Here is a 12,996-nt window from a genome sequence, read left to right as displayed (position 1 = left end):
GTTAGGAAAGGGGGTGTAGAAAGTCGGGTGAGCGAGTGCAGAAGGGGGGTGCAGGAAGTGGGGTGCAGGAAGTCCTGCCGATTCAGGCCGCCAGGATGTCCCGTACGAAGGCGTTGGTGAATGTGCCGCTGGGGTCGAGTGTCCGGGCCAGCGCCCGGAAGTCGCCCAGCCGCGGATAGCGCTCGCGCACCATCGCCCCCGGCGTCGCGAACACCTTCCCCCAGTGCGGACGCGCGTCGAGCCCGTCCAGCGCCTCCTCCACCCGTCGCACCACCGGCAGCACCGCTTGAGCGTCCTCGATCCAGGTGAAGTGCACCGCCACGCTGTCCCGCCCGTACGCGGGGCTCAGCCACTGCTGGTCGGCGGCGATCGTGCGCACCTCGCAGGTCTGCACGACCGGCGCCATGACCGTACGGATCGCGTCGAGGGCGTGCAGTACGTCGACGGCGTACGACCGCGGCATCAGGTACTCCGACTGCAACTCCGCACCGCTGCTCGGCGTGAACTCCGCGCGGAAGTGCGGCAGTCGCTCATGCCATGGCCCCGGGACGCCGAACTGCTCGGTGCAGTTGGCCGCGGGCATCCCCGGCACCGGATGCAGCGCCTGCGTCGCGGGCGCGGCCCAGGGGAAGGCGGGCATCGGCTGGTCGGTGCGGCGCTTGACCCACACCTGCCGGAAACCGGGCTCGCGCCAGTCGGTGAACAGGCTGACGCTGTACGCGGCCGCCATGACCGTCTCGAAGTCGAGCCCGGCCAGGGGCAGTTCGGTGAAGACGTACTGCTCGACGTCGTAGGACGGCTGCACATCGAGGGTGAGCGCGGTGACGACGCCGAGCGCCCCCAGCGAGGTGACCGCACCGCCGAAGCGCTCGTCGCCCCGGGTGATCGTGACGGTCGTACCGTCGCCGGTGACCAGCTCGACCTCGCGCACCGCGGCGGCCAGGGGCGGGTTGCCGACTCCCGAGCCGTGGGTGCCGGTCGCCACCGATCCGGCGACCGAAATGTGCGGCAGGGATGCCATGTTGGCCAGGGCGAGGCCGTGTGCGTGGACATGGCGGGCGAGTTCGGCGTAACGGACGCCGCCCGAGACCCGTACCGTACGGGCCGTCGTGTCGACGTCGATCTCGGGCGGCAGGGCGTCCAGGGAGAGCAGCATGCCCTCGGGGCCCGGTTCGGCGATCTCGTTGAACGAGTGCCCGCTGCCCAGCACCCGCACCCGCGCGCTGTCCGCGACGAGCGAGCGCAGCGCGTCGAGCGTGGGCGGGCGGTGCAGCTCCTTGGCGGCGTACGTGATGTTGCCCGCCCAGTTGGTCACGGTACCGGTCATGCGGTTGCCCCTCCCCGCCGAATGCTGTCCATGTCGGGTCCAGCAAATCACCCTCGGACATGCCTGCCGGACCCGGCTGCACGGCTCGGGAGGCAGTGGGCATACCGTGAGGAGTCGTACGTCCGAACTGGGAGGAGACACGAAGATGGGCAGCCGCACCGCGCTCGTCGAGGATCTGATGGAGCGCTTCCCGCAGGTGCCGCGGGAGGCCGTCTTCAAAGAGGACCTGCTCCGGGGCGGTGTCGCCTTCGCCCCGTCCGCGCTGAGCGATACCGCCAACGAGGCAGCCGGTGAGGTCAAGCCGAAGTCGTACTTCATCTTCTCCTTCGACCACGGCACCCTGCCCGAGCTGGGCGAGGCCGCCCTGCGCCGCCCGCCGGAGGAGATCATCCTCACCGGAGGGCCGTACGACCTGCGGCGGACCGTCGTCTCCGTGCGCGTGAACCCGTCGTCCCCGTACCGCGTGGCCGCCGACGAGGGCGGGATGCTCGGGCTGTACCTCGACGGCAGGCGGATCGCCGATGTGGGCGTGCCGCCGATGCCGGAGTACTACCGGCACACGCTGTCCAACGGGAAGTCGGTGATGGAGGTGGCGCCGACGATCCAGTGGGGCTACCTGATCTACCTGACCGTCTTCCGGGTGTGCCAGTACTTCGGTGCCAAGGAGGAGTGCCAGTACTGCGACATCAACCACAACTGGCGCCAGCACAAGGCGGCCGGCCGCCCCTACACCGGGGTGAAGGACGTGGAGGAGGTGCTGGAGGCCCTGGAGATCATCGACCGGTACGACACCGCCAAGGCGTCCACCGCCTACACGCTCACCGGCGGCGCGATCACCAAGACGGTCGCCGGGCGGGATGAAGCCGACTTCTACGGGCACTACGCCAAGGCCATCGAGGAGCGCTTCCCGGGGCGGTGGATCGGCAAGGTGGTCGCGCAGGCGCTGCCGCGCGACGACGTGCAGCGGTTCAAGGACTACGGCGTGCAGATCTACCACCCGAACTACGAGGTGTGGGACCGGCGGCTGTTCGAGCTGTACTGCCCCGGCAAGGAGCGCTATGTCGGCCGCGACGAGTGGCACAAGCGCATCCTCGACTCGGCGGAGATCTTCGGCGCGCGCAATGTGATCCCGAACTTCGTGGCGGGCGTGGAGATGGCGGAGCCGTTCGGTTTCACCACGGTCGACGAGGCCATCGCGTCGACCACCGAGGGCCTGCGCTTCTTCATGTCGCACGGCATCACGCCCCGGTTCACCACGTGGTGCCCCGAGCCGACCACCCCCCTCGGCAAGGCCAACCCGCAGGGTGCGCCGCTGGAGTATCACATCCGGTTGCTGGAGGCCTACCGCGCCACCATGGACGACTTCGGCCTCACCTCCCCGCCCGGCTACGGCCCGCCCGGCCCCGGCCGCGCGGTCTTCTCCGTCAGCTCGTTCATGGACAGCCTGCCCGCGCAGGAGCCGGACGAGCCGCGCCGGGCAACGGCAGGGCAGGAGACGGCGCAGGCGTAATCCGGGAGAGACCAGGGCGGACCGGGGGGGTACGACACCGCACTTCGAATACCCGGCTTGTCAGTTGTGTCGAAAGCGTGAAAGGCTCTTGCCCTGCCTGAGGTTCCCCACAACTCCCCTTGTCCCCACGGTGAGTTGACCTCGCACGATGCAGGAGACCCATGCCCGACCTGCCGACCCCCCAGGACGCCACCGAGGCGGCGCTGTTCTCCGAGTGCTGGGACACGGTGCTGTCGTACGCCGACCTGTGCACGGCCGGATCCGCGGCCGCGACCCAGCTCGCCCGGGAGGCGTTCGCACACGGTATACGCGAGGCCCGCACCGCCGGGTCCGAAACGCACCGGAACGCCGGCCGCCGCCCGCCCCGACTGCCCCGAATAGCCCTGCTGCTGACCGCCGTGCGCACCACGGCGGCCGACTGGGAGACGCAGGGCCACGGCCACCGGCTCGACCCCGAACTGCGCCTGTGGCTCAACTCCGACCACGCCGCCCGCTACACCGGCCCCCCGCTGCGCCGCCCGCTCGCCCTGCGCGCCCTGCGCGACATGCAGGGAGCCGACGCCGAACTGCTGTGGCTCGCCGAGGTGGAGGCCCTGCCGCTCCCCGTGGTGGCCCGCCGCCTCGGCCTCGACCCGACCGGCGTCGCCGACGAACTCACCGAAGTACGCGGTCTGTTCCGGGACCGCTGCCTGCGCAACCATCTCGACACGCCGATGGACCCGCAGTGCCGCAGTTACGCCCGGCTGCTCGACGCCGTCACCCGCTCACCGGTCGCCGACACCCCCGACGACCTCTCCCAGCACCTCGCCCGCTGTGTGCAGTGCGCGGAGGCCGCGGCCTGCCTGCGGCTGCACGGCGGTGGCCTGCCCGGCGCCCTCGCCGGCGGTGTCATCGGCTGGGGCGGCCTCGCCTACCTGGAGCGCCGCCGCCGCGCCGCCGAGGTACGCCTCGGCGCCGGCCGTCCCGACGGCCTCGACCCGGACGACGAGGCCGGTGCCGACCGGGCGCGCGTGCTGCGCGGCGGCCTTCTCGTCGCCGCCGTCCTGGTCTCCCTGCTGGCCCTCGCCGTCACCCTGCTGCCGCAGGGCAGCACCGGTGACGGCGCCGCGGGACCCGCCGACACCGCCGACCGCCAGCCGGTGGCCGACCCCCGCCCCTCCCCGCCGGTCGCCACCCGCTCCCCCTCGGAGTCCGCGTCCCCCTCCCCGAACTCCCCCGAGCCGTCGGACAAGCAGACCCCGGCCCCGCCGTCCGACCACAAGGGCACCGACCCGGAACCCCAGGGATCGTCCACCACCTCCACGCAGACCGGGCCGTCGCCGGGGGAGGGTGAGCAGCCGACCTGCCATGTCACGTACGACCTGGTCAGCCAGTGGCCCGACGGCTTCCAGGCCGCCGTCACCGTCACCACCGAGCACGCTCTCGACGACTGGCGCGTCGCCTGGACCTTCCGGGACGGCCAGCGGGTCGGCCAGATGTGGGACGCGAGCTTCACCCAGGACGGCTCCCGCGTCACCGCCACCGCCGCCGACTACAACAAGGCCGTCCCCGCCGACGGCAGCCTCGCCTTCGGCTTCCTCGCCTCCTGGCGCGGCAAGAACTCACCGGCGTACGACTTCACGCTGAACGGGCAGGACTGCGCCAAGGCCTGAGTACAACGGCACGAGACCGACCGGCTTCCGCCAGGGCCTGTTGCGAAAGTCCCGCCTGCCCCGCGACGCCCGGCACGCACTCTCGCCGCACCGCGCGAAAGCCCACGTAGCGCCGCTACGAGGACTTCCGCGCGGCACGCCGAGAGCACGCACCGAACGCCGCGGGGCCCGCCCTCCGGGCGGACGACGGGACTTTCGCAACAGGCCCTAGCCCGAGAGGCCGGCCTCGGAGCAGGCGCGCCGGAGCTCGGGGGTGCAGATCTGGTCGATGGTGTACACGCCGTCCTTGATCAGGGTCTGTTCGATGTTGTCGCGGGTCACCGCCGTCGGAGTGAGCAGGATCGACGGGATGTCCTCGGTGGTGGAGCTGTCGATCGTCGTCGTGGCGATGTCGTCGAGGTTCTCGCCGCGCCCGAGGGCGACGGCCATGGTGGCGGCCGCGTCGGCTTCCGCCTTGAAGGGCTTGTACACCGTCATGTACTGCTCGCCCGTGATGATGCGCCGCACGGCTTCGAGGTCGGCATCCTGGCCCGTGACCGGAGGAAGGTCCCGGACACCGGCATTCTTGAGAGCGGCGATGACGCCGGCGGCAATCGCGTCGTTGGCCGCCAGGACGCCGCTGATCCGGTTCGGGCCCAGGGCCGCGATGGCAGCGGACATATTGGCGTAGGCGTTGTCCGTGCTCCAGCCCTGGGTGGTGTACGACCTGCCGATCTTCACCTTGCCGGCGAGGACGGACATCGCGCCGCTCCGGTACCACGCCGCGTTGGTGCTGGTCGGGTCGCCGTTCATCATGACGACGCTCCCGCGGCTCGCCTCCTCGCCCATGGCCGTCAGGAGTCCCTCGGCCTGGAGCCTGCCGACCTGCGCGCCGTTGAAACTGACAAAACCCGAGATCGGGCCCTCGGCGAGCCGGTCATAGGCGACGACGGGGACGCCCGCCCGGTGTGCCTCCTGGATGGAGGAGCGCAGAGCCTTGGTGTCCGCGGCGTCGAGGATCAGGACGCGGACATCCTTGGTGATCATGGACATCACCTGTTGCTGCTGCCTCCGGGCATCACTCTCGGCATTGGCGTACTGCACGGTGCACCGGCTACACAGCTCCTTCAGCCGCTTCTCGATCAGCGGCTTGTCCGAATGCTCCCAGCGGGGGACCGCTCGGCTCGGGAGCAGCAGGCCCACGGTGAAGCTGTCCGTGTCCGCGTCGCTGTCTCCTCCGCAGGCGGCCAGGGACATCGTCATCAGTCCGGCGACGAGCGCGGCGACGACGTGTCGTATGCGAGGCCTCATGGCAGACCCCCTCGTTCCGTTCGGGGCGCCGAGGCCTCGGGGTCCGGCCCGCCCTGTTGCACAATGATCTCGCTCCACACCTGCTTGCCGCCGGCCACCGGCATCGAGCCGAAGGACTCCGACACCGCTTCGACCAGGAGCAGGCCGCGGCCACCGGTCGACTCCCAGTCCACGATCACCGGCTTGGCGGGCGCACGCGGTGAGGAGTCGCTCACGGAGACCCGAACCCGGTTCCCGCCGAGCACCAGGTCCAGGCGGACCGGACCCTGGGTGTGCATCAGGGCGTTGGTGACCAGTTCGGACACCACCAGCAGCACCGCGTCCGCTGCCTCTTCGACCCTCCAGCGACGCAGGGTACGCGCGGTGAACCGGCGGGCGTGCATCACGGCGTCGGGCAGCCGCCACACCACCCAGCCCGCCCGGATCGGCCGGATCTTCATGCCGTCGTAGCGCAGCAGCAACAGCGCCACGTCGTCCTCACGACGGCCGACGTCGCCGAGCAGCGCGTCGGCCATCCGCCCCGGGTCCGCCGGATCGGCCGCGGCGAGCGCGGTGCGCGTCCGCCGCATGCCCTCGTCCAGGGGCAGGTCCGAGGCCTCGACCAGCCCGTCGGTGATCAGGGCGAGCACCGTGCCGGGGGCCAGTGCGAGAGCGGTCAGGGGAAACTCCGCGTCCGCGAGAATGCCCAGCGGGGGCCCGCCCTCGGCAAGCACCTCCTCGGTACTTCCGTCGGGGTGGCGCACCAGCGGTGACAGGTGCCCGGCCCGGACGAACAGGGTGTTGCCCTCCTCCATGTCCAGCTCGGCGTAGCAGCAGGTGGCGAACAGATCGGTCTCCATGCCGACGAGCAGACGGTTGGCGTGGGACACCACCACGTCGGGCGGATGACCCTCCACGGCGTACGCCCTGACCGCGGTGCGCATCTGACCCATGATCGTCGCGGCTCCGGCACTGTGTCCCTGCACGTCACCGATGACCAGCGCCACCCGCCTCTCGGAGAGGGCGATGACGTCGTACCAGTCGCCGCCGACCTGCAATCCCCGCCTGGCGGGCAGATAGCGGGCGACTGCCGTCCCCCCGGGCAGCTCGGGGAGGCGCCGGGGCAACAGACTGCGCTGCAACATCGTCGCGAGCTCCTGCTCGGCGTCGTGTGCGTGCGCGCGCTTGAGCGCCTGCCCGATGAGCGCCGCGGTCGCGGTCAGCAGGGACCGCTCCTCGGGGACGAACTGGTGCGGCTGATCCCAGCCGACCACGCACACGCCGGCGACCCCGCCCTTGGCGGGGAGCGGCAGGACGGCCAGCCCTCCGGTGCCGATGCCCGCGAGTCCGGGTTCGAGGGGAGTGCCGGCGGGCCACAGATCCGTACGCCCGTCCCGCAGCGCCAAGCGAAGCGTGGGCAGGGCGCTGACCGGTGCGTCGGGCCACTCCGAACGCCACTGGGAACGCCAGATCTCCGGCCAGGCGTCGGGCCGCGGCGGGTCGAGCATGGTGACCATGAACCGGTCGTCCCGCAGCTCGGCCAGCGCCACCCGGTCGGCGCCCAGCGGTTCACGCAGTGCGTTGACCGCCACTCGACCGACGTCATGGACCGTGGCGGCCTCGTCGAGTGCGGCAGTCAGCCACTGGATCCTGGACACGTCGTCGGGGCTCCGGCGCAGGACCGAGGTCGCAGCCACCACGCCCAGCACCTGCTCCGGCCCGCCGTCGGCCTGCGTCGCCACCCGGCAACTCAGGCTCAGCCAGCTCATTCCACCAGTGGGGCAGCGGACGCGGAACTCCAGCTCCCGCCGGCCGAACGCCTGGGCGGACGGCTCCAGGACGGACATCAGTGCGTGCATGTCCTCCGGCAGGGCGTGCGAGAGCAGGGTGTCGGCCTTGCCGTCGAAATCGTCGGGCGTGATGCCGACCAGCTCCAGGAGGGTCTCGTCCGCCTCGATCAGGCCGGTGTCCGGCACCAGGACGAACGAGCCGACACGCAGACTGCGCAGGGCGGAACTGAGCAAGGATGACGGTGCGGGCGGTCCGGTCCCGGCCTGGAGCAGCCCGGCGACCGCGTCGGCGTACCGCTCCAGGAAGCGTCGCTGCTCGGCCTCGAAGCCGTCCGGGGAAGCGCCGACGACGACGAGGCAGCCCAGCCGCCTGCCCGGCGGGCCGAGGGGCAGCGCGCCGAGCGGCGCCTGTGCTTGCGGTGGCGTCGGCCCGCCCTCGTGGTAGGAGGCGAGCGCCGCCGGATTCAGCCACAGGGGCCCCTCGGCGCGGTAGGCGTGGGCTGCGGGGGAGCCACCGAACAGGGGCAGACGCTCGGGCAGCTCGTACTGATCAGTTGCGCCTCCGGCCGTTTCCACCAGGCGAAGCTCCTGCTGCCCGGACTCGGACACATAGACGGCTGCCAGCGCCGCCCCGGCGAACGTCAGGGCCCGGTCCCTCGTGGTGGCCTCGCACAGCGGAGGCGGTGAACGGTCATCAGGCATGTCCGCAACCCACCTCCCGTCCATGCGGGGCACCCCGCTACCAGATTGTCATATGCGAACCAAGCGGACAGACTCGTCTATTTCTGGAGCAAGACTCACCGAGTTCGCAGATCGGTGGAGCCGGTGTCAGACTGACGACGTGGCGCCGGCAAGGGAGGTCTTCCGTATGAAGACCTGCATAAGGGACGCGGCCCTCGCGATGACCGCGGTCTCGACGGCCGTCGCCCTCGTGGCCTGCGGGCAGGGCGCCGGGAACAGCTCCGGCGGGGGGAACTCGCGCACGATCGGTGTGCTGCTGCCGGACGCGACCACGGCTCGCTGGGAGACACAGGACAGGCCCCTGCTCGACAGGAAGATCAAAGAGCTGTGCGCCGACTGCACGATCGAGCACGCCAACGCCAGGAGCGATGTGGCCACCCAGCAGCGGCAGATGGAGTCGCTGATCACCCGGGGGGTCGATGCCATCCTGCTCGTCGCCGTGAACGCCCGATCGCTCCAGCCCGAGGTGAGGATGGCGGATGAAGCAGGTATCCCCGTCATTGCCTACGACCGGCTCGCCGAGGGCCCGATCTCGGGTTATGTCTCCTTCGACGCCGTGGAGGTCGGCCGGCTCCAGGGCAGGGCACTGCTGACGGCCATGGCGAACAGGGGGGCCAGCGACCAGATCGTCATGATGAACGGCGATCTCAGCGACCCCAACGCGGTGTCGTTCAAGGAGGGCGCACTGTCCGTACTCGAGGGGCGGGTGAAGATCGGCAAAACCTACGACACCCGCCAATGGCGGATGGAGCACGCCTACACGAACATGTCCAGCGCCATCTCCGCCCTCGGTGCCGGGAACATCGACGGGGTCTACGCCGCCAACGACAGCCTCGCCGCCGGCTGCATCGCCGCCCTGAAGGCCAACAAGGTCCAGCCGCTTCCCCCCGTCACCGGGCAGGACGCCGAACTGGCCGCCGTGCGGCGCATCGTCGCAGGCGAGCAGTACATGACCGTTTACAAACCCTTCGAACCCGAGGCCTCCGCCGGCGCCGCCATGGTCGTGGCCGCGGCCCGCGGTGAGAGCCTCGACCGGATTGCCACGGACCAGGTGAGACCCCCCGGTGGGCACGCGGTACCGGCTGTCCTGCTCACCCCCGTGCCCGTGACCGTCGACACCATCAAGGACACCGTGGTGAAGGACGGTATGTACACGATCCAGCAGATCTGTCCCCCTCGGCTCGACGCCGCCTGCAACAGAGCCGGACTCACCTGACAGGCCGGTGCCGGCGCAGGACCGGTCACGGGAAGGAGGATGGTCTCCGTGCCGACTCCCCCCTTGTTGGCGCTGCACGGCGTGTGCAAGCGCTTCGGCGTCGTCGACGTTCTCGCCGACGTCGACCTCGAAATCCGTGCCGGCGAGGTGGTCGCGCTGCTGGGCGACAACGGGGCCGGTAAGTCCACACTGGTCAAAGTGATCTCCGGCGTCGCTCCCGCGGACAGGGGCGTCATCGAGTGGGAGGGCCGGACGGTCCACATCAGGCGCCCCCACGACGCCCGGGACCTCGGCATCGCCACCGTCTACCAGGACCTCGCGCTGTGCGGGAACCTCGACGTCGTAGGCAACCTGTTCCTCGGCCGGGAAATCCGCAGATTCGGCTTCCTCGACGAGGTCGAGATGGAACGCCGGACCGGCCAGCTCCTGGAACGCCTGACCAGGCGCGTTCCCGACCTGCGTGCCCCTCTGGTCGCACTGTCCAGCGGCCAGCGGCAGACGGTCGCCATCGCTCGTTCGCTCCTGGTCGACCCGCGACTGCTCCTGCTGGACGAGCCGACCGCGACTCTGGGACTGGAGCAGACCAATGAGGTCCTGGACCTCGTCGACCGGTTGCGTGACCGCGGGCTCGGTGTCCTGCTCATCAGCCACAACATGGGTGATGTCAAGGCTCTCGCGGACCGGGCCGCCGTGCTGCGGCTCGGTCGCAACAACGGCTTCTTCGACGTGAACACCGCGTCTCAGGAACAGATCATCTCGTCCATCACCGGCGCCGCGGAAAACGTGCCCCGCCGGATGGCCCACCGGGAGTCAAGGTGGTGAAAGGGAAGCGCAACACTGCGGACACCCCGCGGGCCGACCAGGCCACACCCACCGTCGAGGCCCGTCAGCCGCACCGCGGGCGGGTCGTGGCCCGCGCCGTGGAAAACCAGGTCACCGTTCTCCGGCGCAAGCTGGGCGCCGGCGAACTGGGCCTGCTCCCGGTCGCTCTCGTCCTCGCTGTGGTCTGGATCAGCTTCCAGTCCCTCAACGAGAACTTCCTGTCACCCCGGAACCTGTCCAATCTCAGCGTGGACATCGTGGGCACGGGTCTGATCGCCGTCGGCATCGTCTTCGTGCTGCTGCTGGGTGAGCTGGACCTGTCGGTCGGCTCGGTCAGCGGCCTCGCGGCGGCTGTCTTCGCCGTTCTGAACGTGAACAACGGCGTACCGGAATGGCTCTCCCTCATCATCGCGGTGCTCGCGGGCACGGTGGCGGGAAGCGTCCAGGGCTACTCGTTCGCCCGGACCCGCGTGCCGGCCTTCGTCGTCACCCTCGCCGGGCTGCTCACCTGGAACGGCCTCATGCTCTACATCCTCGGGACCAGCGGCACCATCAATCTCGACGAGAACGGGCTCGTCGCCCAGCTGACCAGCTATTACTTCACCAACGACGCTGCCGCCTACGGCCTGGCGGCAGTCGGCTCGGGCGCGGTGTTCCTCGTGTCCTACCTGGACAGTCGGCGCCGAAAGGCCGTAGGCATGCGGCACCGCTCACTCCCCGCGATCGCCGTGCGTACGGGAGTCCTCGCGGTGATCGCGTTCGCCGCCGCGTACGTGCTCAACCAGTTCCAGGGTCTGCCGCTCGCCCTCCTGATCTTCCTCGTGATCGTGGCCGGCCTCGACATCGTGCTCCGCCGCACGCACTACGGGCGGCAGATCTACGCAGTGGGCGGCGGCGTCGAGGCGGCCCGCCGCGCCAGCCTCAGTGTGACGCGGGTGCGGACCGCGGTGCTGGCGGTCTCGGGCACCATGGCCGCGATCGGCGGTCTGTTCCTGGCCTCGCGCATCACCTCGGTGAGCCAGGGTTCAGGCACGGGCGTCCTGCTGCTCAATGCCATCGCGGCAGCCGTCATCGGTGGCACCAGCCTGTTCGGAGGACGCGGAACGACCTGGAGCGCGGTGCTCGGCATGCTGGTCATCCAGTCGATCGCCTCGGGCATGGCGATCACGGACACCCCCGCCGCCGTCCAATTCATGATCACGGGCGGCGTGCTCTTCGCCGCGGCGGTCATCGACGCAGTGTCGCGACACTCGCAGGAGGCCCATGGGCGGGCGTGACACGAAAAACCGGTGGCATCCGGGTGCGTGACTCTCTAACGTGAGGGCTGCTTCGCGCAGCAGCCGTCGGCTGCTGCTGTCGGCCGAGCAGGAACGGGAGGTGTGACCGATGGCTGTCGTTGCGACGGGCGCTGCCCGCATCCAGGAGTTCATCAAGTCCACCTCCGTGGCCACCGGCTGACACATTCCACGCTTGCGCGCGTCGTCGTACGCACGCCCGCCGGGGCCACCCTTGTGAAGGGTCTCCCTGTTGTCTTCCACCTCTGCGTTCGCCGCGCTCGCTCCCTACGGCTGGGACGGGGCATGGTCGGACGAGTTCGCCCCGTACGACTCCGAAGGACTGCTGCCCGGGCGGGTGCTCCGGGTCGACCGCGGGCAGTGCGACGTGGTCACCACCGGCGGAGTGCTGCGCGCCGACACCGCCTTCGTCACCCCGCACGACCCGCTGCGGGTCGTGTGCACCGGCGACTGGGTCGCCGTCGAACCCACGGGCAACCCCCGCTACGTACGGACGTATCTGCCGCGCCGTACCGCCTTCGTGCGCTCCACCTCCTCCAAGCGGTCCGAGGGGCAGATCCTCGCCGCCAACGTCGACCACGCGATCATCGCCGTGTCGCTGGCCGTCGAACTCGACCTCGGCCGCATCGAACGCTTCCTCGCCCTCGCCTGGGAGTCCGGGGCGCAGCCGGTGGTCGTCCTGACCAAGGCCGACCTCGTGCCGGACGCGGCGACGCTCGGGCACCTGGTGCGGGACGTGGAGACCACGGCGCCGGGAGTGCCGGTGCTGGCGGTCAGCGCGGTCGGCGGGGACGGGCTGGACGTCCTCACCGCCGCCGTCTCCGGTGGTACGTCCGTCCTGCTCGGGCAGTCCGGTGCGGGCAAGTCGACGCTCGCCAACGCGCTCCTCGGACAGGACGTGATGGAGGTGCAGGCCACGCGGGACGTCGACGGGAAGGGGCGGCATACGACCACCACGCGCAACCTGCTGCTGATGCCCGGCGGCGGGGTGCTGATCGACACGCCGGGGCTGCGGGGAGTCGGGCTCTGGGACGCCGGTACCGGGGTCGGGCAGGTCTTCTCCGAGATCGAGGAGCTGGCGGCCGAGTGCCGGTTCCACGACTGCGCGCACGTGTCCGAGCCGGGGTGCGCGGTGCTGGCCGCGATCGAGGCGGGCGAGCTGCCGGTGCGGCGGCTGGAGAGCTACCGGAAACTGATCCGGGAGAACCAGCGGATCGTCGCCAAGACCGATGCGAGGGTCCGTGCGGAGCTCAGGCGGGACTGGAAGCGCAAGGGGGCTGAGGGGAGGGCGGCGATGGAGGCGAAGCGGGGGAGGTGGCGGTAGCGCCTACGGGGGTGCCTCATCTGCCGGCCGGCGGCTGCGGGTTTCGCTGT

Annotated in this window: 9 protein-coding genes; 6 read left to right on the top strand and 3 right to left on the bottom strand. The window is 70.6% G+C overall.

What is annotated here, in order from left to right:
- Positions 1-82 precede the first annotated feature (82 nt).
- Positions 83-1,327 carry an FAD-binding protein gene (locus HJD23_RS07980; RefSeq protein WP_171111156.1) on the bottom strand — a complete coding sequence of 415 codons (1,245 nt, stop codon included), beginning with the start codon at positions 1,325-1,327 and terminating at the stop codon, positions 83-85.
- A 145-nt stretch (positions 1,328-1,472) separates the two neighbouring features.
- On the opposite strand from HJD23_RS07980, the gene HJD23_RS07975 reads away from it, so the two are divergent.
- Both HJD23_RS07975 and HJD23_RS07970 read left to right on the top strand, forming a co-directional pair.
- The gene (locus HJD23_RS07975; protein WP_171111158.1) at positions 1,473-2,837 is read left to right on the top strand and encodes a radical SAM protein; all 1,365 of its coding nucleotides are present in this window, start codon (positions 1,473-1,475) and stop codon (positions 2,835-2,837) included.
- Positions 2,838-2,998: 161 nt separating this feature from the next.
- On the top strand, positions 2,999-4,489 hold the full coding sequence (locus tag HJD23_RS07970; protein ID WP_171111160.1) for a cellulose-binding domain-containing protein: 1,491 nt from the start codon (positions 2,999-3,001) through the stop codon (positions 4,487-4,489).
- A gap of 207 nt (positions 4,490-4,696) precedes the next feature.
- Here the strand turns inward: HJD23_RS07970 and HJD23_RS07965 are convergent, their stop codons facing one another.
- On the bottom strand, positions 4,697-5,779 hold the full coding sequence (locus HJD23_RS07965; RefSeq protein WP_171110344.1) for a substrate-binding domain-containing protein: 1,083 nt from the start codon (positions 5,777-5,779) through the stop codon (positions 4,697-4,699).
- Complete coding sequence (locus HJD23_RS07960) at positions 5,776-8,250, bottom strand: SpoIIE family protein phosphatase (RefSeq protein ID WP_171110343.1); 2,475 nt, start codon at positions 8,248-8,250, stop codon at positions 5,776-5,778. The genes HJD23_RS07965 and HJD23_RS07960 overlap by 4 nt, the downstream gene beginning before the upstream one ends.
- Before the next feature lie 166 nt (positions 8,251-8,416).
- On the opposite strand from HJD23_RS07960, the gene HJD23_RS07955 reads away from it, so the two are divergent.
- The 4 genes from HJD23_RS07955 to rsgA all read left to right on the top strand — a co-directional run bounded on the left by HJD23_RS07955 (position 8,417) and on the right by rsgA (position 12,946).
- A complete protein-coding gene (locus HJD23_RS07955) occupies positions 8,417-9,505 on the top strand; it encodes a substrate-binding domain-containing protein (RefSeq protein ID WP_171111739.1) in 1,089 nt (362 codons plus the stop codon).
- 39 nt (positions 9,506-9,544) lie between these two features.
- Entirely contained in the window at positions 9,545-10,327 is a 783-nt protein-coding gene (locus tag HJD23_RS07950) for an ATP-binding cassette domain-containing protein (RefSeq protein ID WP_171110342.1), read from the top strand.
- A gap of 86 nt (positions 10,328-10,413) precedes the next feature.
- Positions 10,414-11,604, top strand: a complete 1,191-nt coding sequence (locus tag HJD23_RS07945) for a sugar ABC transporter permease (protein WP_240980976.1) — start codon at positions 10,414-10,416, stop codon at positions 11,602-11,604.
- A gap of 250 nt (positions 11,605-11,854) precedes the next feature.
- Positions 11,855-12,946, top strand: a complete 1,092-nt coding sequence (gene rsgA, locus HJD23_RS07940) for a ribosome small subunit-dependent GTPase A (RefSeq protein WP_171110340.1) — start codon at positions 11,855-11,857, stop codon at positions 12,944-12,946.
- Positions 12,947-12,996 lie beyond the last annotated feature (50 nt).

Source organism: Streptomyces sp. Z423-1 (assembly GCF_013009255.1).
Lineage (GTDB): Bacteria > Actinomycetota > Actinomycetes > Streptomycetales > Streptomycetaceae > Streptomyces > Streptomyces gossypiisoli.
The sequence above is the reverse complement of the archived record's forward strand: the minus strand, read 5'-3'. Positions and strand labels throughout refer to the sequence as shown.